Raw genomic sequence first — 20,389 nt, 5'->3', positions numbered from 1 at the left:
GGAACCGGAGTAATTCATATGGCAATGTCTGTTGGAGGCAAGGGTGGCGGCGGTGGCCGCCGGGGCGGTCGTCGCGGCGGTGGCCGGGGCGGTCCGATCGCCGATATCAACGTGACGCCGCTGGTCGACGTCATGCTCGTGCTGCTCATCATCTTCATGGTGGCGGCTCCCATGATGACGTCGGGCGTTCCGATCGACCTGCCGCAGACGCAGGCAGGCGCGCTGAACGCCCAGACCCAGCCCATCACCATTTCGATCAAGGCCGACGGCCAGGTGTATATCGGCGAATCGGAAATTCAGGCCACCGAAATCGCCGACAAGCTGAAAGCGATCGCCACGACCGGCTATAGCGAACGCATCTTCGTCAAGGGCGACGCGAAAGCGCCTTACGGCGTCATCGCCGACGTCATGTCACGCATTCAGGAAGCCGGTTACAAAAACATCGGCCTGGTTACGCAGCAGCAGACAACGGATCACTGACGAACCGACATGAAGCGCAGTCTTGCTACATCTGCTGTCATTCACATCCTGGTGCTGATCGGCGCCATGGTGACGCTCAGTGCGCCGGCGCCGCTTGAGACGCCGGAAAGCACGGCGATGGACGTCGATATCGTCCAGGCGGATCAGCTCCAGCAGGGCGAGAAGAAGGCGCCGGTGACGGATCACGTCTCGCGCAAGCAGACCACAAAGCAGGATCAGGTCGCCAACGCCCAGAATAACGGCGAGAACAAGGTCGATATCAAGAATCCGGTCGTACCCACGCAACGGCCGGAGAGCGATACGGCGGCACTGGCGCCGAAGAAGGTCGATACGCCCGTCCCGCAGGACGATCCGCGCCCGAACGACGTCAAGACCATCGAGCAGAAGGAAACGGAAGCCGCGCCCAAGGAAGTGGCTGCCATTCCGCAGCAGAAGCCCGATGTGACGCCGACGCCCAAGCCGGATCCCACGCCGCCGACGCCGAAGGCTGATGCCACGCCAACCCCGCCGCCGACGCAGCAGCCGACCGAGCAGGCCGAAATTCCGGTACCGAACAACGTTCCCGTGCCGGATATAAAGCCGCAGCCGACGCCGCCGAAGGCTGCCGAGCCGAAGCCTGAGGTCAAGCCGACGCCGAAGCCGGACGTGAAGGTGGCCGACGCCAAGCCGACGGACAAGACGACGACCCAGAGCACCAGCAAGACCACCTCGGCCGACGACGGCAAGAAGGACGCTGACAAGAAGCGCCAGACCCCAAAAGCCTCTAATAAAGGCCTGGATGATGGCCTTGCCGATGAGATCGCCGACGTTCTGAACAATACGTCATCCAAGGGTGGCGCCGCACGTTCATCCAAACCGGCTTCGGCAGGCGCCGATAACCAGGTCGCCTCGCGCGGCGGTATGAAGTCGCTCGGGGCCGGCAAGCTCAGCCAGAGCCAGCAGGACGGTTTGCGCGATCTGATCGCCAAGTACTGGAACCTGATGCCGGGTATGGAAGGCGCGGGCGACGTGCGAATCAAGGTGCATTTCAGGCTCGACAAGTCCGGGCAGATCGTCGGCGAACCGGAGGCGACGACCAGCGGCGGACCGGCTTCGACCCAGGCTGCAATGCAGGGCGCCGCGGTGCGCGCCGTGTTGCGGGCACAGTCGGATTATCTGAAAATTCTTCCGGCCGATAAATATGACGACTGGCAGGAAGTCGTCGTGAACTTCAGCGCAGCGGATATGGGGATGTAATGGGGGAAGTGCCGCTTTCGACCAACCACTGTCCCCGTTTCGGCCTGAGCTTGCTGACGGTCTTGGGCATGATGTTGGCCGGTCCCGTGTCGGTGCATGCTGCAAGCGCTGCGCAATCACATGGAAATTCGATCGGAGGCAGCGTCCACGAGGACGTCGCGAAAAACTGGAACATCCCTCCGGGCATGGAGGGGGCGAAAGATGTCCGCATCCGGGTGCATCTCAGGCTCAGCCGAAGCGGAGAGATTGTGGGCGAACCGAAGGTTAGCGTGACCGGTGGCCCCAAGGGTACACGGCAGGCCATGGCTGCAGCCGCGATGCGAGCCGTGCTCCGGGCTGCCCCGTTCAAGAATCTGCCAATAGATCAATATGACGACTGGAAAGAAGTCACCATCAACTTCGAATCGGCTATTTGACGAATTAATGCTGAAAGGCTTGGCGCATATGATCAGAAAATCCCTCGTTCGTCTCCTGCTGGTGCTGGCAGGCCTTACGGCGGCGCTCGCTACTCCGGCTTATGCCGTGGTCGAGCTCAACATCAACAAGGGCAACGTCCAGCCCATGCCGATCGCCATCACCGACCTTCTGTCGAATGATAGCCTCGGCCAGCAGATTTCGGGTGTGATCGCCGCCGATCTGCAGCGCTCCGGATTGTTCGCTCCGATCAACAAGCAGGCATTCATCGAGAAGATCACCAATCCGGATTCGACTCCGCGTTTCCAGGACTGGACGTCGATCAACGCGCAGGCGTTGATGACCGGCCGCGTGACGCAGGAAGGGGGCCGTCTTCGTGCCGAGTTCCGCCTGTGGGATACGTTCGGCAATCAGCAGATGATCGGCCAGCAGTTCTTCGCCCAGCCAGAAAACTGGCGCCGCGTCGCTCATATCATCGCCGATGCGATCTACGAGAAGATCACCGGCGAGAAGGGCTACTTCGATACGCGCGTGGTCTTCGTTGCGGAAAGCGGCCCGAAGACGGCCCGCAAGACGCAGCTCGGCATCATGGATCAGGACGGTGCCAACGTGCGCATGCTGACCGACGGCAGCGACCTCGTGCTGACGCCGCGCTTCTCGCCCAACCGGCAGGAAGTCACCTACATGTCGTTCGCCAACCAGCAGCCGCGCGTCTACCTGCTGCAGCTGCAGACGGGCCAGCGCGAACTGGTCGGCAACTTCCCCGGCATGACCTTCTCGCCACGCTTCTCGCCGGATGGCCAGCGCGTCATCATGAGCCTGCAGCAGGAAGGCAACGCCAACATCTATACGATGGACCTGCGTTCGCGCACGACGACGCGCCTGACCTCGACCGCCGCGATCGATACCTCGCCGTCCTATTCGCCGGACGGTACGCAGATCGCCTTCGAAAGCGACCGCGGCGGCCAGCCGCAGATCTATGTGATGAATGCCGACGGCTCGAACCAGCATCGCATCTCGTTCGGCAACGGCTCCTACTCCACGCCGGTCTGGTCGCCGCGTGGCGATCTGATCGCCTTCACCAAGCGGGGCGGCGGCAATTTTTCCATCGGCGTCATGAAGCCGGATGGTTCCGGCGAGCGAATCTTGACCTCCGGCTCTTACGCCGAGGGGCCGACCTGGGCGCCGAACGGCCGTGTCATCATGTTCTTCCGCCAGCCGTCCGCTGCGAGCGGCCCGCAAATCTATTCGATCGATCTGACCGGTTATAACGAGCAGAAAATCCCGACTCCGGGCTTCGCTTCCGACCCCGCATGGTCGCCGCTTCTCGAGTAGGACGGCGCTTGCCACGTTATCGCCGCAAAGTCCTGTGAGTGGACCGTTTAGGGACAATTTTAGGACATCATTAACCATACTTGTTGGAATCGGATTAACCGAACCCGGTTACAGTCTGGCAACCCTGATAGAGACTTAAGGAGAGACCGGCCATGAGCCGCATCGCAACCCCGGCCGTTGGCCACATGCAGAACCTCGCCCGCAACCCGATCATGATCGCGCTTTTCGTTGGCCTTTCGTTGGCCGGCTGCGCCTCGAAGAAGGGTCTGCCGAACGATGCCAACGGTCTTGGCCTGAACGGCGGCGCCGGCAATGCTGCCCCGGGTTCGCCGCAGGACTTCACGGTCAATGTCGGCGACCGCGTTTTCTTCGTTGTCGATAGTTCCTCCATCAGCTCCGAGGCTGCCCAGACGCTCGATCGCCAGGCCCAGTGGCTCGCCCGCTATCCGAACTATTCCATCACGGTCGAAGGTCACGCCGACGAGACCGGCACCCGCGAATATAACCTCGCGCTCGGCGCTCGTCGCGCAGCGGCAGCGAAAAGCTACCTCGCTTCGCGCGGCGTCCCCGCGAACCGCATGAAGACGATTTCCTACGGCAAGGAACGCCCGGTCGCGACCTGCGACAACGAGTCCTGCTGGTCGCAGAACCGCCGTGCCGTCACCGTGCTGAACGGCGCCGGTTCCTGATAGGTAAAACTCTGTCCAAACCTGTAAAGGCGGCCCTCGTGGTCGCCTTTACTTTTTTGACCACACTTTGGCCGAACTCCGTTGCTTTTTGAGAGCAATTGTAAAAATCTCCTGTTCGAGCCCCCGGCCCGAAGAATCAATGAGACAGGACGATCCATATGAGAAAACTTGTCGTGGCGAGCATGCTGTGTCTCGCTGCCTTTGCTGGTAGTGAGCGCGATGCTTCTGCCTTGTCGCTGTTTGGCATCCATCTCGGAGGCCGCAATGCCTCCGCGCAGTCGGCTCCGAACAACGCGTATCAGAGACAAGCGCAATACGGCCAGGCACCGGTCGTCAATGTTCAAAACAGCGATGCCGAAGTTCGCCTGCAACAGCTCGAGGACCAGATGCGCCAGCTGAACGGTCGCGTCGAGGAAATGAGCTATCAGCTCCTGCAGATGCAGGAACAGATCCGCAAGACGCAGGAAGACAACGAATTCCGCTTCCAGCAGCTTGAGAAGCGCGGCGGCGGTGCGCCGGCAGCAGGCGGAGCGATGAAGAAGAGCGAGGCCGATGTCCCGGCGCAGGGCTCCGGCGGCCAGCAGGACGACATCGCCAACGTCATCGGCGATTCGCAGCAGGGAGGCGGCGCGGGCAAGCCGCCGAGCCAGCTCGGCTCGATGCAGTTCGATCAGAGCGGAAACCAGCTTGGCTCATCGATGTCGGGGGCCAGCAATGGTGCGGGGGCGCCGCCGAGCGCCGGTTCCGGAGCGCAGACCGCTTCGCTCGGCAGCGAGAGCGAGCAATATAAGGCTGCCTATGGCCATGTCCTGTCCGGCGACTACAGTGTCGCCGAACAGGAGTTCCGCCAGTACATCGAAAGCTATCCGAGCAGCGCGCGGGCTGCGGATGCGAATTTCTGGCTCGGCGAAGCGCTTTATTCGCAGGGCAAGTACAACGAGGCCGCCAAGACCTTTCTGAATGCGCATCAGAAATACAGCGGCTCCGAAAAGGCGCCTGAAATGCTTTTGAAGCTCGGCATGTCGCTCGCCGCGCTTGATAACAAGGATACGGCTTGCGCTACGCTTCGCGAAGTGACCAAGCGTTACCCCAAGGCCTCCAAGGCCGTGACCGGCAAGGTCGCCAGCGAAGAGAAGCGGCTTGCCTGCTGAACGCCATGTCTGTTGACGCTGTGACCGGCTGTGCCACAGCTCCCGTGCCCGAAGTGGCCACAGGCGAATTTCTGCATTCCCTATCGAAGCCTGCCCATATCCTGGTCGCCATTTCGGGCGGCAGCGATTCCACCGGGCTGCTGGTTACGCTTGCCGAGCGGCTGAAATCGAACCTTCAAAAAGATGTTACTCTTAGCGCCGCGACCATAGATCATGGCTTGCGGGCTGAAGCGGCAGACGAAGCGCGCCATGTCGCCGCACTCTGCGCTTCGCGCGGTATTTCCCATTTCATCCGTCGCTGGAACGACGAGAAGCCGAACAGCGGTATCATGGCCGCTGCGCGCGAGGCGCGCGATGGGCTGCTTGCCGATCTCGCCGACGAGATTTCCGCCGATCTGATCGTCACCGCTCATACTCTGGACGACCAGCGCGAGACGATGCTGATGCGCAGCAAGCGGCGGCAGGAAGACGAAGGTGGCACCGGCACCGGCATCGCCGATGCGGTGCTGTTCGACCGCCGCATCTGGATTGTCAGGCCGTTTCTGGCATGCCGGAGGGCGGATATCAGAGCCTATCTCAAGATGCGCGGCGTATCCTGGCTCGATGATCCCAGCAACGAGGATGTGAAGTACGAGCGGGTTCGCACCCGCATGGGTCTCGCACGGGATGTGGCGATGGCCATGCCTGTGGATGGGGCTGCCGATCGTTCGGCCCTTTCGCGGCGGGCGGCCGCGTGGCTGGACGATCACGTCGCCGTTTATGCGAACGCGCTCTGCGCCATCGATCGATCCGCGCTCGGCGCGGATAAGGCGGTCGTGGCCTATGCCCTGTCTTATCTGGCTGCCGTCTTCGGCGGCAAGGCTTATGCCCCCGGACGCGCGCAGATGGAACGTATTCTCGAATTCGTGAAGGGTGCGGATTCCGGCCGACGTACGGCCGGCGGTGTGGTCTTCGACCTGCGCCGCGATGCGCTCTACCTCATGCGGGAAAGCCGCAACATCGCGCCGCTGTCGATCCTGCCCGGCGCAAACGGCATTTGGGACGGTCGCTTCGAGGTCGGCAATTTGGGCCGGACGCCGGTCGGCGTGCGTGCCTGCGGAGCGGAAGGTTCAACGATTTTCCCGTCGGCGCTGCCGAAAGCGGCGGTGAAACGCGCTCGCGCGGCGATGCCGCTGATTGCGGCGGAAGCCGGAACTGGAGCGGCATCGGTGGAGATTACGCCTTATCTTGCGCCGTTCGACCGCTTTCTGACACGATTTGACCTCACATTTGCCGATCGTCTTTCGATCGTTTTTGGGCGAGAAGCCTATAGGCGGCTGCCGCTTTCGGCCCTATAGACGGAAAAAACATGCGGCGATGCGGTTTGCCTTGGCAACGGCTTGGCGCAACCCTATGTTAGGGATCAAGTAATGCCGTCGCTCAGCGACGGAAGTTTCAGTGCTGGGGAGTTCGATGAACCCTAATTTTCGTAATTTCGCTCTGTGGGCAATCATAGCTCTGCTGTTGATTGCCCTGTTCAGCATGTTCCAGAACGCGCCGGCACAAACAGGCTCCAGGGAAATTCCATATTCGCAGTTCCTCCGGGAAGTTGATTCCGGCCGCGTTCGTGATGTGACCGTCACGGGCAACCGCGTCGTCGGCAGCTATGTCGGAAACGACACCCCTTTCCAGACCTATGCCCCGGTCATCGACGACAGCCTGCTTGAGCGCCTGCAGACCAAGAACGTCAACATCGTCGCGCGTCCGGAATCGGACGGCTCGTCGAGCTTCCTGAGCTACCTCGGCACGCTGCTGCCGATGCTCCTCATTCTCGGTGTCTGGCTGTTCTTCATGCGCCAGATGCAGGGCGGCTCGCGTGGTGCCATGGGCTTCGGCAAGTCGAAGGCGAAGCTTCTGACGGAAGCGCATGGCCGCGTCACCTTCGAGGACGTCGCCGGTGTCGACGAAGCCAAGCAGGACCTGGAGGAAATCGTTGAATTTCTGCGCGATCCGCAGAAGTTCCAGCGTCTTGGCGGCCGTATCCCGCGCGGCGTTCTGCTCGTCGGACCTCCCGGCACCGGCAAGACGCTTCTGGCGCGCGCCATCGCCGGCGAAGCCAATGTGCCGTTCTTCACCATTTCCGGTTCCGATTTCGTCGAAATGTTCGTCGGTGTCGGCGCAAGCCGCGTGCGCGACATGTTCGAGCAGGCCAAGAAGAATGCGCCCTGCATCATCTTCATCGACGAAATCGACGCCGTCGGCCGCCATCGTGGCGCCGGTCTCGGCGGCGGCAACGACGAGCGGGAACAGACGCTCAACCAGCTGCTGGTCGAAATGGACGGCTTCGAGGCCAATGAAGGCATCATCCTCATTGCCGCGACCAACCGTCCCGACGTTCTCGACCCCGCATTGCTGCGTCCGGGCCGTTTCGACCGTCAGGTCGTGGTTCCGAACCCGGATATCGTCGGCCGCGAGCGGATCCTCAAGGTTCACGCTCGCAACGTGCCGCTGGCGCCGAATGTCGATCTGAAGACGCTCGCACGCGGTACGCCCGGCTTCTCCGGCGCCGACCTGATGAACCTCGTCAACGAAGCTGCCCTCATGGCCGCCCGCCGCAACAAGCGTCTGGTGACGATGCAGGAATTCGAAGACGCCAAGGACAAGATCATGATGGGCGCCGAGCGCCGCTCTTCGGCCATGACCGAAGCGGAAAAGAAGCTCACCGCCTATCACGAAGCCGGCCACGCGATCACGGCGCTCAACGTCGCCGTCGCCGATCCGCTGCACAAGGCGACCATCATTCCGCGCGGCCGTGCCCTCGGCATGGTCATGCAGCTCCCCGAGGGCGACCGCTACTCGATGAGCTACAAGTGGATGGTCTCGCGCCTCTGCATCATGATGGGCGGCCGTGTTGCCGAGGAATTGACCTTCGGCAAGGAGAACATCACGTCAGGCGCATCCTCCGATATCGAGCAGGCCACCAAGCTTGCCCGCGCGATGGTGACGCAGTGGGGCTTCTCCGACGAGCTCGGCCAGGTCGCCTATGGCGAAAACCAGCAGGAAGTCTTCCTCGGTCACTCCGTTTCGCAATCGAAGAACGTTTCGGAAGCAACGGCGCAGAAGATCGACAACGAGGTTCGCCGTCTGATCGACCAGGCTTATCAGCAGGCTCGGGATATCCTCACCGAAAAGCACGACGAGTTCGTGGCCCTGGCGGAGGGGCTTCTTGAATACGAGACGCTGACCGGCGACGAGATCAAGGCGCTGATCCGTGGCGAAAAGCCTGCCCGCGATCTTGGCGACGACACGCCGCCGAGCCGTGGCTCGGCCGTGCCGAAAACCGGTGCGAAGAAAGACGGTTCTCTCGGCGCAAAGGGTGACGAGCCCGAAGGCGGATTCGAACCGCAGCCGCGCTGACGGCCTGAGACCTTTGAGCGAAATACAAACGGCCGGCACCTGAAAAAGGGAGCCGGCCTTTTTCCGTCTGGCCGGCCGGCGCAATACTCCGGACGTGGGCAGACGCACGATCTGCTTAGCCGGAAGAAGTAATACGGGCAGCGCATGCTGCGAATTGGAATATTGTCAGTCTCCGCCCGGCGCAGTTTTTTAGTGCTTATTAATGGTAACGCGTTGTAATAGGCGGTCTCGGTAATTTAAGTGCCGAGTTTTACAATCTGTGGCATGAGCCACAAGCATCGATCCTCGTAGCGCCTCCGGATCGGAGCGACGATTTCGATGCCGCTGCATGTCTCGCAACGATGCAGCAACGACAGGAGTGCTTATGAAGCGTCGCTATTTCGGAACGGACGGAATTCGCGGTCAATCGAATATCTACCCGATGACCCCGGATCTTGCCATGCGCGTGGGGATTGCCGCCGGCACGATCTTCCATCGCGGCAGCCACCGTCACCGCGTCGTGATCGGCAAGGACACGCGTCTCTCCGGCTATATGCTGGAAAATGCGATAGTCGCGGGCTTCACAGCGGCCGGTGTCGACGCTTTCGTTCTTGGCCCCATTCCGACGCCTGCCGTTGCCATGCTGACGCGCTCGCTGCGCGCCGACATCGGCGTGATGATTTCCGCCTCGCATAATCCCTATGAGGACAACGGCATCAAGCTTTTCGGCCCCGATGGCTACAAGCTGTCCGACGATCTGGAAATGAAGATCGAGGATATGCTGGACCGGGACATGTCGGAGCATCTTGTAAAGTCCGGCAATATCGGCCGCGCCAAACGTATCGACGGCGTGCACGACCGCTATGTCGAGCATGCCAAGCGTACGCTGCCGCGCGACGTCACGCTGCAGGGGCTCAGGATCGCCATCGATTGTGCGAACGGCGCCGCTTACAAGGTTGCCCCGGCCGTTCTTTGGGAGCTCGGTGCGGATGTCGTAACCATCGGCAACGAGCCGAACGGCACGAATATCAATCTCAATTGCGGCTCCACCAGCCCGGTGGCGCTGCAAAAGAAGGTGGATGAAGTGCGCGCCGATATCGGTATCGCGCTCGATGGCGATGCCGACCGCGTCATCATCGTCGACGAAACCGGCGCCATCATCGACGGCGATCAGCTGATGGCCGTCATCGCGGAGAGCTGGGCCGAGAGCCAGACGTTGCGCGGCAACGGCATCGTGGCGACGGTCATGTCCAACCTCGGCCTGGAGCGCTTCCTGGAGGATCGCGACATGTCGCTTGCCCGCACGGCTGTCGGCGACCGTTACGTCGTCGAGCATATGCGCCAGCACGATTACAATGTCGGCGGCGAGCAGTCCGGTCATATCGTGCTTTCCGACTATGGCACGACGGGCGACGGCCTGGTGGCTGCCTTACAGATCCTTGTCGCGGTAAAGCGCACCGGCAAGCCGGTCAGCGAAGTCTGCCGCCGTTTCGAGCCCGTGCCGCAGTTGCTGCGCAATGTCCGCATATCCGGCGGCAAGCCGCTGGAGGACATCCAGGTGCGTCAGGCGATCGCCGATGCCGAAAGCGAGCTTGCCCGCAATGGCCGCCTCGTCATCCGACCGTCTGGCACCGAACCCCTGATCCGCGTCATGGCGGAAGGCGACGATCGCGGCCAGATCGAGCGCATTGTCGGCGGCTTGATCGACGTAATATCGAATGTCCGCTCGGCTGCCTGAACGGCGGCGGGACAATCGCGAATTTCAGATCATGGCCGCCTTGTCGAGGTGGCCATTTTGCTGTCCGGCTCCGGATACGGGTTCGGCTTACCGGAACATTTCGCCGGGATAAGCGCCCCAAAGCTTGTCCTGCCTGACATAGCCTCTTGCCGCGTGCTCGGTGACTGAAACCCGGCACCATGTTCCCGTGCAGGATTGCAGCGAAACGAGCACGCGCGGCTGCAGCTCGGCGATCGCCCTGCCGGTCGCGGAGGGATCGGCGCGCAACATGGCGTTCTTCGTCAGCCATGGGGCGATCACCGCCGTACGCATGCCGGAGAGCAGGGCGCTGTGCATCCAGCCGGTCACGCCGGTATCGTCGCGGACCTGCCGCCAATGGCCGTATTCGTCGATGATCTCCAGAGGGAGGCCGGGCTTCATATAGATCCATTTGGTTGCGTAGATCGTCGACGGGCCTACGCGCATGCGCGCCTTATGGGCTCTGAGCGAAACATAGCGCGGGATCGGCAGCCCTGTCTCGCGCCCCTTGTTCCATACCGTGGCTGCGACGGGCTTTATCGGCATTGTGCCGGCCAGAGCGCCCGAGCTCAGGAAGATAACGGCGAGCCCCAGGCAGGCCCAAATTCTTCGATGACAAGTCAAAGATTTCCTCCCTGAGTCAGCTTTCCTGCCGCCGTACTGTAATGGCGCTATTCTTGCCAATTGGTTTAGAAAACCGGCTCAGATATCTTCCTTCGGCTCATCTCTTACTACAGAAGTAACGGGGGCCACCATCCGTATCTCTTTCTCTTTATTGTAGAATCTAAAATCACTAATATATTGATCGAAGTATATGCCTTAAAAAACAGGGTAAATATTCGTAGTTAATCAGGTTTTAACTCCTTTTCTTCATTATCCCTGCGATGTCTTTTCGCTTGGCAAGCATCTGCTGTGCCAAAGGCGAGAAATTTGGAGCCAAAGCCATGATGAAATCCCTGTTGGGGGCACTTGCCACTTTGCTTGTCGGCACGTCGGCCTTTTCCGCTGATCTTTATACACCGGAACCGGCCCAGCCGGCACCGGAAGTGACCGTCGCCCAGTCCAGCGGCTGGTATCTGCGCGGCGATGTCGGCTACGCCTTCACGAACCTGCGCGGCGCCAACTATTTCCAGGGCTCCAACTCCAGCCTGGTCGATTTCGACCGTGCGAAGCTTGACAACAACGTCACCCTCGGCGGCGGCGTCGGCTATCAGATCAACAACTACCTGCGCACGGACCTGACGCTGGATTACCTCTTCAAGTCCGATTTCAAGGGTTCGACGAAGGGCGATTGCGGCGCTTGCGGGCCGGGCTACACGCCGACCGCGGCAACCTCCCGCGACCTGACATCGCTGACGGCATACAGCCTGCTTGCCAACGCCTATGTCGATCTCGGCACCTACGGCGTCTTCACGCCTTATGTCGGCGGCGGTCTCGGCGGCACTTACGTCAAATGGGACAAGCTGAAGAATACCTCCTGTTCGGATGCCAATCCGGATTCGTGCGACGGGACGGTTTCGCACAACGGCCGCGGCAGCTGGCGCTTCACCTACGCGCTGATGGCCGGTACTTCCATCGACCTGACCTGCAACCTGAAGGCTGATATCGGCTATCGCTATCGCCATGTTCAGGGTGGAGACATGTTCGGTTACGCCGAGAACGGCGGTCCCGGCTATGACAAGGGCCTGAACCTGCACGAAGCCCGTATCGGCGCCCGCTACACCTTCGGCGGCTGCCAGACCGCAAGCTATATGCCGCCGGCCGACATTCCGGTGCAGCCTTCGGTCTACAAGTAAGCACTTCGCATCCAAGTCGTTGAAAAGCCGCCCGGTTCCATCCGGGCGGCTTTTGCTATTTTCCCTCTCGTTAAGCAATTCCTTGTGGTCTTAAAGCTTCATTAACCATGAATTCCCTATGGTTAATGAAATGAGAACGGCGGCTTTCTGCAGAGAGTGCTCCTTTGAGGCATTGCGCAAGGCAAAGAAGTCGGCCGGTTCGACATGCGGGCGTTTGTCCAAGGTTGGAAGGCGAGGGGTAATGATCCGTTTCGACGCTTTGGCGCTGGCCGCGGCGATGGCAGGCGCATCCGCGAATGTTGCGCTTGCGGGCGATGCGCCGCCGCCGGAGATCAAGATGCCCGAAGTCAGCGTCCAGGCTGCAAAGGGATGGTACGTACGCGGCGATGTCGGATACGCCGTCAACGCCAGCCGCAGCGATACGACATTCCGCGCCTATGATCCCGCTGGAGGCGATTACGATTCCGGTCATTTCGATTCGAACCGCTTCGGCGGCGATTTTTCCGGCGGCCTGGGCATCGGTTATCAATTCAACGACCTGTTTCGGGCCGATGTCACCGGCGATTTCTTCACTGGCGACTTCAACGGGCGCGTTTCAAGCGATTCGTCTTGCTCCGGCGGAGCGGGCGGTACCGGTTGCTCCACCAAGGCACGGTCCTCCTTCAAGGCCGGTAGCCTGATGGTCAACGGCTATGTCGATCTCGGAACGGTTGCCGGTTTTACACCCTATGTCGGCGCCGGTCTCGGCGCGACGCATGTCTCCTGGAGCAGCGTCAATGCCGTCGGCTCCTGCGTGGATGGAATTTCGGGCTGTGCGGGTGCGGCTTCGGTCAGCACGCGCTATCCCGGCGAGAGCGACTGGCGTATGACCTATGCGCTGATGGCCGGCGTCGCCTACGAGGTCGCGCCGAACGTCAAGGTCGACCTTGGCTATCGCTTTTCCCATATCGCCGGCGGCGACATGTTCGGCTATTCCGCGGCCGATTCTGCTGCGGGCGCCGGCGGCACCATGGGACGCGACGGTGCGCTGTCGCGTCACGAAATTCGCGTCGGCCTCAGGATCACCACCTGGTAGGCCGATGCCCGGAGCGGCTCGGCCTTTCATGGAACCTCCCTAAGGCGTCGTCAGTACATAGGCGATGCGGCGAAAGAAATCCCAGGTACGGAACAGATGGGCCGGTATGCGGCGCCACGCGGATGATTTGGCGGCGCGGTAATCGCGGCGCCAGCCGATCATGGTCTTTCTCTGCAGCCGGCTGAAGCCTGCAATGTTTGTGCGCGTGCTGAAGATGGACACGCGCATGTCCCAGCCGCGCTCTACGGCGACGTCCCAGGGCAGCGACATGATCGTCAGCGATTTCACGATTTTTTCGGCGCCGCCGCGCGTGACGAGATAGCAGGCCGTCGAGCCCTGCGGGCCGAAGAGGCAGCGGCCGACGATATCCCCCATGCGGCTGCGCGTCGTGGTGCGGAAGCCGCCCCAGCGGTGGTTGACGAGCTTGATCAGGTCGGCGGTGGGCGCGGCTTCCTTCGCTGCCAGCGCGCGCGACAGGAAATCGGCATCAAGGGCGACATCGTCCTCGATGATCACGGCCACCTCGTCGCCGCCGGCCAGAAACTGGCGCAGCGCCATCAGGTGGCTGCGGTAGCAACCGTATTCGCCCGGCAGAATGGTGCGGCCATGCCTGCGCTGGAAGCGATCGTGATCCACATCGACCCATTGCTCGCGTGGAACGAGGGCGCCGTCGACGCCGTCGATACGTTCGAACTGGAAGCCGAATTCATCGCCCTGCCGCTGGATTTCAGCGAGCCTTTCCGCCGCCCGATCGATGTTGATCAGATAGACAGGCATGGCTTGCGCAGGCGCAGATTGGCTTTCGGCGAGTGCAATTAAAGACATCAAGCACACTTATTATTTTTGTCGGCGCAACCATCGGGCGTCTAGCCTTATATGATCGTCCGCCGGCACAAAAACCAGCTTTTGGAAGATCGAATTTAGCGTTATTTCATTGCGCGTGACTTGCACGCCAGCAAACTTTTCGCACGACTTCGTGATGAAGCGCCATCCGTAATTTTTGCTATTGCGCTTGTAGGCGGCTTCCCATATATCCGGCGGCGGGACACTCCTCCCCAACGAGGAGCTTTCTATCTGAGAGGATAGCATCATGACTAAGCTCGCCAAACCGGACATCCGTCCGGACAATACCCATTTCTCTTCTGGCCCCTGCTCGAAGCGCCCCGGTTGGACGCTCGATGCTCTTTCCGACGCGGCCCTCGGCCGTTCGCACCGCGCGAAGGTCGGTAAAGCCAAGCTGAAGCAGGCCATCGATCTCACCCGCGAAATTCTGGAAGTACCGGCGGATTACCGCATCGGCATCGTTCCGGCTTCCGACACCGGCGCCGTCGAAATGGCCCTGTGGTCGCTGCTCGGCGAACGCGGTGTCGACATGCTCGCCTGGGAAAGCTTCGGTGCCGGCTGGGTCACCGACGTCGTCAAGCAGCTGAAGCTCAAGGACGTCCGCAAGCTCGAAGCCGGCTACGGCGAGCTGCCCGATCTTTCCTCGGTCGATTTCGACCGCGACGTGGTCTTCACCTGGAACGGCACCACCTCCGGCGTGCGCGTCCCGAACGCCGATTTCATCCCGGCGGACCGCAAGGGCCTGACGATCTGCGACGCCACCTCGGCCGCCTTCGCTCAGAACCTCGACTTTGCCAAGCTCGACGTTGTTACCTTCTCCTGGCAGAAGGTTCTGGGCGGCGAGGGCGCACATGGCGTCATCATTCTCTCGCCGCGCGCCGTCGAGCGCCTCACGACCTATGTGCCGGCGTGGCCGCTGCCGAAGATCTTCCGCTTGACCAGCGGCGGCAAGCTGATCGAAGGCATCTTCAGCGGCGAAACGATCAACACGCCTTCGATGCTCTGCGTGGAAGACTATATCGACGCGCTTCTCTGGGCGAAGGACCTCGGCGGCCTGAAGGCGCTGGTCGGCCGCGCCGATGCCAACGCCAAGGTCATCCACGATTTCGTTGCCGCCAACGACTGGATCGCCAATCTTGCCGTCAAGGCCGAGACGGCGTCCAACACTTCCGTCTGCCTGAAGATCGTCGACAAGGATGTCGTCGCTCTCGATGCCGACGGTCAGGCGAATTTCGCCAAGGGCCTGGTTGCGCTCCTCGAGAAGGAAGGCGTCGCCTATGACGTCGGCCACTATCGCGACGCACCCTCGGGCTTGCGCATCTGGGCTGGTGCAACGATCGAAGCTTCCGACATGCAGAAGCTGATGCCCTGGCTTGCCTGGGCTTTCGAAACGCAGAAAGCGACGCTCTCCCAGGCTGCTGCCTGAGGCTTGAAGCGTTTATGGCTCCGCCGCGACAGGCGGAGCCCGGCATCTCGAAATTCTCATTGTTTTTCATGCAATTCCACACGGAAAGCCGTCCTTTATCTTTCCTGGAATTGCTCGTCGTAGCTGACCTTTTTCAGGAGGCCTCAATGGCACCTCGCGTTCTCGTATCCGACGAACTGTCGGAAACCGCCGTCCAGATCTTCCGCGATCGCGGCGTCGAAGTCGATTTCCAGCCACAGCTTGGCAAAGACAAGGACAAGCTGTTCGAAATCATCGGCCGGTATGATGGCCTTGCCATCCGCTCCGCGACCAAGGTGACGGAGAAGATCATCGAGGCGGCCAAGAACCTCAAGGTCGTCGGCCGCGCCGGCATCGGCGTCGACAATGTCGATATCCCGGCTGCCTCGCGCCGCGGCATCATCGTCATGAACACGCCGTTCGGCAATTCGATCACGACGGCCGAGCACGCCATCGCGCTGATGTTTGCCGTTGCCCGCCAGCTTCCGGCAGCCGACGCTTCGACGCAGGCCGGCAAGTGGGAAAAGTCGAAGTTCATGGGTGTCGAAATCACCGGCAAGACGCTCGGTATCATCGGTGCCGGCAACATCGGCTCCATCGTCATTGCCCGCGCCCTCGGCCTGAAGATGCACGTCCTTGCCTACGACCCGTTCCTGTCAAAGGAGCGCGCCGAGGAAATGGGCGTGACCAAGGTCGAGCTCGACGAGCTGTTCGCCCGCGCCGACTTCATCACGCTGCATGTGCCGCTGACCGACAAGACCCGCAACATCATCGACGCAACCGCTCTCTCCAAGATGAAGCAGGGCGTCCGCATCATCAACTGCGCCCGTGGCGGTCTCGTCGATGAGGCAGCCCTTGCCGCCGCCATCAAGTCCGGCCATGTCGCCGGTGCCGCTTTCGACGTCTTCGAAGTCGAGCCGGCCAAGGAAAGCCCGCTGTTCGGTCTGCCGAACGTCGTCTGCACGCCGCATCTCGGCGCTTCCACCACGGAAGCGCAGGAAAACGTCGCTCTCCAGGTCGCCGAGCAGATGGCGGACTATCTGGTGAAGGGCGCCGTCTCGAATGCCATCAACATGCCCTCGATCACCGCCGAGGAAGCGCCGATCCTGAAGCCGTTCATCAAGCTTGCCGACGTTCTCGGCGCTTTCGTCGGCCAGGTCACTGAAGATCCGATCAAGGAAATCGAGATCCTCTATGATGGTGTGACCGCCAACATGAATACCAAGGCGCTGACGAGCGCATTGCTCGCCGGCCTGATCCGCAATCAGGTCGCCGACGTCAACATGGTCTCGGCGCCGATCATGATCAAGGAAAAGGGCATCGTGCTTGCCGAAGTCAAGCGCGACAAGACCGGTGTCTATGACGGTTACATCAAGCTGACCGTCACCACCGACAGCATGACGCGCTCCGTTGCCGGCACCGTCTTCTCGGACGGCAAGCCGCGCTTCATCCAGATCAAGGGCATCAATCTCGACGCCGACGTGGGCAACCACATGGTCTATATCGCCAATACCGACGTTCCCGGCATGATCGGCTTCATCGGCACGGCGCTCGGCTCCGCCGGCGTCAACATCGCGAACTTCCAGCTCGGACGCGACAAGCAGGGCGGCGATGCCATCGCATTGCTCTATGTCGACGGTCCGATCAGCGACGATGTGCTTGCCAAGCTGACGGCGCATCAGGCCATTCGCCAAGCAAAGCCCCTGGTGTTCAACGTCGACTGAGCCTGCCTGCTTTCGAAGGGCGGCAGCCACGCAGTTCGCTCCTCCCAAGGCCGATCCGGAAGCCCGGCGCGACATGAGTTGCGCCGGGCTTCGTTCATGATGCGTGGGTTGTGGATAAGGTCGGCCATCGGCTATCGAGGCAGATCAAACGCGCCTATCTCTTGTGTCATGCAGGCGTTGAGGAAGAACATTCTCGGGGAAGGGATGGGTACGCCGATCGAATGGCTGGCGAAACCCGTTTCCGTGGCGATCGTGTTGTTTGCGCGGGCGATTACCGCCGTTCGGGCGATCTGGCCCGAAAGCGGCATGCGGACCCGCCGCTGCGTCTATTTCGCCAATCATTCCAGCCACGGCGATTTCATCCTGATCTGGACTGTTCTGCCGCCACGGCTGCGCCGGCGCGTGCGGCCCGTGGCTGGCGCCGACTATTGGCTGAAATCGCCGCTCAACAGCTTCATCGGCCGGGACGTCTTCAACGCCGTGCTGATCGAGCGGGATCGCGAGGCCCGCAAGGAGGATCCGGTCACGCAGATGACGCAGGCGCTCGATGCCGGCTCCTCGCTCATCCTGTTTCCGGAAGGCACCCGCAATCTGACCGAGGAGCCGTTGCAACCGTTCAAGAGCGGGCTCTTCCATCTTGCGCAGGCTCGTCCCGATATCGATCTCGTTCCGGTCTGGATCGACAATCTCAACCGCGTCATGCCCAAGGGCGAGTTCGTGCCCATTCCGCTGATCTGCACCGTCACCTTCGGCGAGGCGCTGCGTATCGGCGCGACCGAGGAGAAGGCGGAGTTCCTGGCGAGGGCGGAAGCGGCGCTGCTGGCCCTCGCACCCAAGCGGGCGGGAGAGCGCGCATGAGTGCTGCAAGCGCCGATCTGATCCATCTCGTCCTCGGCATTTTCGGCGTCCTGGTCGTCGCCTCCGTCATCGGCTACGTGCTGGAAAAGCGCCTGTCGCCCGACGGATCGAATGCCGCGATCGAAAACCTGAATGCGCGCATCAAGGCCTGGTGGGTGATGGTGGTGCTGATCGGCATCGCCTTCGTGGCGGGCCGCGCCGGCGTCATCCTGCTTTTCGCCTTCTGCTCGTTTGCGGCGCTGCGCGAATTCGTGACGCTGATCAACACGAAGCGCGCGGATCACTGGGCGCTTGCCGCCGCCTTCTTCGTGGCCCTGCCGGTGCAATATTACCTGCTCTGGGACGAGCAATACGGCATCTATTCGATCTTCATTCCCGTCTATGCCTTCCTCTTCATGCCGATCATCGCCGTGCTGCGCGGCGACACCGAGCGGTTTCTGGTGCGGATCGCAGAGGTGCAGTGGGCCTTGATGATCTGCGTCTTCTGCGCCTCGCATGTGCCGGCGCTGCTGACGCTGCACATCCCCGGCTATGAGGGCCGCAACGTGCTGCTGATCGCCTTCCTGGTGATCGTCGTTCAGCTCAGCGATGTCCTGCAATATGTCTGGGGCAAGCTTTTCGGGAAGACGAAAATCGCGCCGCGGCTTTCGCCGTCGAAGACGGTGGAGGGGTTTGTCGGCGGTGTCATCAGCGCGTCGCTGATCGGGGCGGCTCTGTGGTGGGTGACGCCGTTCACGCCGCTGCAGGCCGGGCTGCTTGCCTTCGTCATCACCCTCATGGGATTCTTCGGCGGGCTCGTCATGTCGGCGATCAAGCGGGATCGCGGCGTCAAGGATTGGGGCAATCTCATCGAGGGGCATGGCGGCTTGATCGACCGGCTGGATTCGGTGGTATTCTCCGCGCCGATCTTCTTTCACCTCGTGCGCTTCTGGTGGTCGGTTTGAGCGGCGGCACGCTCAAGGCGTTGGCCGGCAGCAGCATCGTGCATGTGCTTTTCGCCTTCCTCGCCATGGGCAGCTGGGCCGTTTTCGCCAATCGCATGCATCCGATGCCGCGCCCGCTGATATCGGGCATCGTGCAAGGCGTGCTTTCGGGCTGCCTGACGCTGTTCTTGAAATCCGCGGTGGAAGCTTTGTCGAGGCGGTTCGCTGGCTTCACGCGCCTGTGGGTGCCGCCGCTGATTGCCTGCCTGGGCTCGGCGACGATCCTGATCGTCATCCATGCGCTGAGTGGCACGCCGGAAATCCTCAAGACCATTGCCGTGCCGCTGCTGGTTTCCTCCAGCTATGCGGCCATCTACAATTATTCGATATCGGGCGGGAGGCATCGAAGCCATGGCAGGTGAGGGGCGATGACAGGCGAGGACCAGGCAGGCAAGGGAACCGGCGACAGGCGGCCGCTGGCGAGCCGCAACACACGATGGGCTCAGACGCTGGCCCGGCGCATGACCGCGCTTTCGGTGACGCCGAACCGGATATCGCAGGCAAGCATGGCCATGGCGGCGCTGGCGGGGGTCTCCTTCTGGCTCTCCGGTGTCGTCGGCAACGTCGGGCCACGCGCAATCTTGCTGATCCTGGCGGCCTTGTTCTGCCAGTTGCGCCTGCTTTGCAATCTGCTTGACGGCATGGTGGCTGTCGAGGGCGGAAAAGGGGAGGCCGACGGCCCTTTCTGGAACGAATTTCCTGATCGCGTCGCCGATATCCTCATCTTCGCCGGCATTGGTTATGGTGTCGCAGCGCCGGGGCTCGGCTGGGCGGCCGCCGCCTTCGCCGTCCTGACGGCCTATGTGCGGGAACTCGGACGCGCGACCGGCAACCCGAGCGATTTCGGCGGACCGATGGCCAAGCAGCACCGCATGGCGGTCACCACGGCGGCCGCACTCCTCTCCGTTGTCGAGGCTTTTTGGAGTGGCGGCGCGTGGATCCTGACCATTGCCCTCTGGATCGTCGCCATCGGATCGGCGGTTACGGTGTTGCGGCGTAGCGGCAATCTGATCCGGCATTTGAAGGCGCGGGGATAGCGAGCGATTCGCCCACCCCTTGCATGGGTTGGCAATCCTTTCTATATCCCTCCACAATTGAGGCTGGCCGCAAAGAGTGGCCATTGCAGCGCCACGCATCTTTCGAGACGCGCAAAGGATGCTGTAACGCTTTGAGATGCTGCATAATTTCTCCTTAAATCGGTTCCGATTTAAGGAATTATGCAGTAGCCCC

General features: G+C 61.5%; 19 protein-coding genes. 17 read left to right on the top strand and 2 right to left on the bottom strand.

All coding sequences use genetic code 11. The annotated features are described in order from the left end of the window. Nucleotides 1-18: 18 nt before the first annotated feature. The 9 genes from tolR to glmM all read left to right on the top strand — a co-directional run bounded on the left by tolR (nucleotide 19) and on the right by glmM (nucleotide 10,418). Nucleotides 19-480, top strand: a complete 462-nt coding sequence (gene tolR / locus ACJJVH_RS12030; protein WP_112800819.1) for a protein TolR — start codon at nucleotides 19-21, stop codon at nucleotides 478-480. Between the two features lie 9 nt (nucleotides 481-489). Next, nucleotides 490-1,716, top strand: coding sequence for a hypothetical protein (locus tag ACJJVH_RS12025; protein ID WP_412064041.1), 1,227 nt, complete (start codon nucleotides 490-492; stop codon nucleotides 1,714-1,716). Then, a complete protein-coding gene (locus tag ACJJVH_RS12020) occupies nucleotides 1,716-2,132 on the top strand; it encodes a hypothetical protein (protein ID WP_412064040.1) in 417 nt (138 codons plus the stop codon). Before ACJJVH_RS12025 ends, ACJJVH_RS12020 begins: the two co-directional genes overlap by 1 nt. Before the next feature lie 28 nt (nucleotides 2,133-2,160). After that, on the top strand, nucleotides 2,161-3,465 hold the full coding sequence (gene tolB / locus ACJJVH_RS12015) for a Tol-Pal system beta propeller repeat protein TolB (RefSeq protein WP_113371179.1): 1,305 nt from the start codon (nucleotides 2,161-2,163) through the stop codon (nucleotides 3,463-3,465). Nucleotides 3,466-3,617: 152 nt separating this feature from the next. Continuing rightward, the gene (gene pal / locus ACJJVH_RS12010) at nucleotides 3,618-4,154 is read left to right on the top strand and encodes a peptidoglycan-associated lipoprotein Pal (protein ID WP_112800825.1); all 537 of its coding nucleotides are present in this window, start codon (nucleotides 3,618-3,620) and stop codon (nucleotides 4,152-4,154) included. A 158-nt stretch (nucleotides 4,155-4,312) separates the two neighbouring features. Beyond that, nucleotides 4,313-5,305, top strand: a complete 993-nt coding sequence (ybgF, locus tag ACJJVH_RS12005) for a tol-pal system protein YbgF (protein ID WP_113356316.1) — start codon at nucleotides 4,313-4,315, stop codon at nucleotides 5,303-5,305. A 5-nt stretch (nucleotides 5,306-5,310) separates the two neighbouring features. Next, nucleotides 5,311-6,642 carry a tRNA lysidine(34) synthetase TilS gene (gene tilS, locus ACJJVH_RS12000; RefSeq protein WP_412064039.1) on the top strand — a complete coding sequence of 444 codons (1,332 nt, stop codon included), beginning with the start codon at nucleotides 5,311-5,313 and terminating at the stop codon, nucleotides 6,640-6,642. A 115-nt stretch (nucleotides 6,643-6,757) separates the two neighbouring features. Then, complete coding sequence (gene ftsH, locus ACJJVH_RS11995) at nucleotides 6,758-8,701, top strand: ATP-dependent zinc metalloprotease FtsH (RefSeq protein ID WP_112802427.1); 1,944 nt, start codon at nucleotides 6,758-6,760, stop codon at nucleotides 8,699-8,701. 364 nt (nucleotides 8,702-9,065) lie between these two features. Continuing rightward, on the top strand, nucleotides 9,066-10,418 hold the full coding sequence (gene glmM / locus ACJJVH_RS11990) for a phosphoglucosamine mutase (protein WP_112802455.1): 1,353 nt from the start codon (nucleotides 9,066-9,068) through the stop codon (nucleotides 10,416-10,418). A gap of 87 nt (nucleotides 10,419-10,505) precedes the next feature. Here glmM and ACJJVH_RS11985 read toward each other — a convergent pair whose 3' ends face one another. After that, a complete protein-coding gene (locus ACJJVH_RS11985) occupies nucleotides 10,506-10,982 on the bottom strand; it encodes an SH3 domain-containing protein (protein ID WP_412064038.1) in 477 nt (158 codons plus the stop codon). A gap of 398 nt (nucleotides 10,983-11,380) precedes the next feature. On the opposite strand from ACJJVH_RS11985, the gene ACJJVH_RS11980 reads away from it, so the two are divergent. Next, nucleotides 11,381-12,232, top strand: coding sequence for an outer membrane protein (locus tag ACJJVH_RS11980; protein ID WP_112802453.1), 852 nt, complete (start codon nucleotides 11,381-11,383; stop codon nucleotides 12,230-12,232). A 241-nt stretch (nucleotides 12,233-12,473) separates the two neighbouring features. Continuing rightward, nucleotides 12,474-13,307 (top strand): outer membrane protein, encoded by an 834-nt coding sequence (locus ACJJVH_RS11975; RefSeq protein WP_113371062.1) that lies wholly within the window; start codon nucleotides 12,474-12,476, stop codon nucleotides 13,305-13,307. Nucleotides 13,308-13,346: 39 nt separating this feature from the next. On the opposite strand, the gene ACJJVH_RS11970 is transcribed toward ACJJVH_RS11975, so the two are convergent. After that, a complete protein-coding gene (locus tag ACJJVH_RS11970) occupies nucleotides 13,347-14,132 on the bottom strand; it encodes a glycosyltransferase family 25 protein (protein ID WP_113371061.1) in 786 nt (261 codons plus the stop codon). 265 nt (nucleotides 14,133-14,397) lie between these two features. Between ACJJVH_RS11970 and ACJJVH_RS11965 the strand changes: the two genes are divergently transcribed. The 6 genes from ACJJVH_RS11965 to ACJJVH_RS11940 all read left to right on the top strand — a co-directional run bounded on the left by ACJJVH_RS11965 (nucleotide 14,398) and on the right by ACJJVH_RS11940 (nucleotide 20,196). Further along, nucleotides 14,398-15,576 carry a phosphoserine transaminase gene (locus ACJJVH_RS11965; RefSeq protein WP_412064037.1) on the top strand — a complete coding sequence of 393 codons (1,179 nt, stop codon included), beginning with the start codon at nucleotides 14,398-14,400 and terminating at the stop codon, nucleotides 15,574-15,576. Nucleotides 15,577-15,722: 146 nt separating this feature from the next. After that, nucleotides 15,723-17,318 (top strand): phosphoglycerate dehydrogenase, encoded by a 1,596-nt coding sequence (gene serA / locus ACJJVH_RS11960; RefSeq protein ID WP_112802451.1) that lies wholly within the window; start codon nucleotides 15,723-15,725, stop codon nucleotides 17,316-17,318. A 204-nt stretch (nucleotides 17,319-17,522) separates the two neighbouring features. Beyond that, nucleotides 17,523-18,176 carry a lysophospholipid acyltransferase family protein gene (locus ACJJVH_RS11955; protein WP_113356323.1) on the top strand — a complete coding sequence of 218 codons (654 nt, stop codon included), beginning with the start codon at nucleotides 17,523-17,525 and terminating at the stop codon, nucleotides 18,174-18,176. Further along, complete coding sequence (locus ACJJVH_RS11950) at nucleotides 18,173-19,120, top strand: phosphatidate cytidylyltransferase (protein WP_112802413.1); 948 nt, start codon at nucleotides 18,173-18,175, stop codon at nucleotides 19,118-19,120. The genes ACJJVH_RS11955 and ACJJVH_RS11950 overlap by 4 nt, the downstream gene beginning before the upstream one ends. After that, a complete protein-coding gene (locus ACJJVH_RS11945; RefSeq protein ID WP_412064036.1) occupies nucleotides 19,117-19,521 on the top strand; it encodes a hypothetical protein in 405 nt (134 codons plus the stop codon). Before ACJJVH_RS11950 ends, ACJJVH_RS11945 begins: the two co-directional genes overlap by 4 nt. Before the next feature lie 6 nt (nucleotides 19,522-19,527). Next, nucleotides 19,528-20,196, top strand: coding sequence for a CDP-alcohol phosphatidyltransferase family protein (locus ACJJVH_RS11940; RefSeq protein WP_412064035.1), 669 nt, complete (start codon nucleotides 19,528-19,530; stop codon nucleotides 20,194-20,196). Nucleotides 20,197-20,389 lie beyond the last annotated feature (193 nt).

Source organism: Rhizobium sp. SYY.PMSO, assembly GCF_046840415.1.
In the GTDB taxonomy this organism is placed as follows: Bacteria; Pseudomonadota; Alphaproteobacteria; order Rhizobiales; family Rhizobiaceae; genus Rhizobium.
This window is presented reverse-complemented; position numbering and strand designations above follow the sequence as displayed.

Bases quoted from the DNA above. Each gene is read 5' to 3' on its own strand.
- glmM (WP_112802455.1), top strand. From the start codon at position 9,066: ATGAAGCGTCGCTATTTCGGAACGGACGGAATTCGCGGTCAATCGAAT.
- tilS (WP_412064039.1), top strand. From the start codon at position 5,311: ATGTCTGTTGACGCTGTGACCGGCTGTGCCACAGCTCCCGTGCCCGAA.
- ACJJVH_RS11980 (WP_112802453.1), top strand. From the start codon at position 11,381: ATGATGAAATCCCTGTTGGGGGCACTTGCCACTTTGCTTGTCGGCACG.
- ACJJVH_RS11970 (WP_113371061.1), bottom strand. From the start codon at position 14,132: ATGTCTTTAATTGCACTCGCCGAAAGCCAATCTGCGCCTGCGCAAGCC.
- tolB (WP_113371179.1), top strand. From the start codon at position 2,161: ATGATCAGAAAATCCCTCGTTCGTCTCCTGCTGGTGCTGGCAGGCCTT.
- ACJJVH_RS11985 (WP_412064038.1), bottom strand. From the start codon at position 10,982: ATGCCGATAAAGCCCGTCGCAGCCACGGTATGGAACAAGGGGCGCGAG.
- ACJJVH_RS11965 (WP_412064037.1), top strand. From the start codon at position 14,398: ATGACTAAGCTCGCCAAACCGGACATCCGTCCGGACAATACCCATTTC.
- tolR (WP_112800819.1), top strand. From the start codon at position 19: ATGGCAATGTCTGTTGGAGGCAAGGGTGGCGGCGGTGGCCGCCGGGGC.
- ACJJVH_RS12025 (WP_412064041.1), top strand. From the start codon at position 490: ATGAAGCGCAGTCTTGCTACATCTGCTGTCATTCACATCCTGGTGCTG.
- ftsH (WP_112802427.1), top strand. From the start codon at position 6,758: ATGAACCCTAATTTTCGTAATTTCGCTCTGTGGGCAATCATAGCTCTG.
- ACJJVH_RS11950 (WP_112802413.1), top strand. From the start codon at position 18,173: ATGAGTGCTGCAAGCGCCGATCTGATCCATCTCGTCCTCGGCATTTTC.
- ACJJVH_RS12020 (WP_412064040.1), top strand. From the start codon at position 1,716: ATGGGGGAAGTGCCGCTTTCGACCAACCACTGTCCCCGTTTCGGCCTG.
- pal (WP_112800825.1), top strand. From the start codon at position 3,618: ATGAGCCGCATCGCAACCCCGGCCGTTGGCCACATGCAGAACCTCGCC.
- ACJJVH_RS11940 (WP_412064035.1), top strand. From the start codon at position 19,528: ATGACAGGCGAGGACCAGGCAGGCAAGGGAACCGGCGACAGGCGGCCG.
- serA (WP_112802451.1), top strand. From the start codon at position 15,723: ATGGCACCTCGCGTTCTCGTATCCGACGAACTGTCGGAAACCGCCGTC.
- ybgF (WP_113356316.1), top strand. From the start codon at position 4,313: ATGAGAAAACTTGTCGTGGCGAGCATGCTGTGTCTCGCTGCCTTTGCT.
- ACJJVH_RS11955 (WP_113356323.1), top strand. From the start codon at position 17,523: ATGGGTACGCCGATCGAATGGCTGGCGAAACCCGTTTCCGTGGCGATC.
- ACJJVH_RS11975 (WP_113371062.1), top strand. From the start codon at position 12,474: ATGATCCGTTTCGACGCTTTGGCGCTGGCCGCGGCGATGGCAGGCGCA.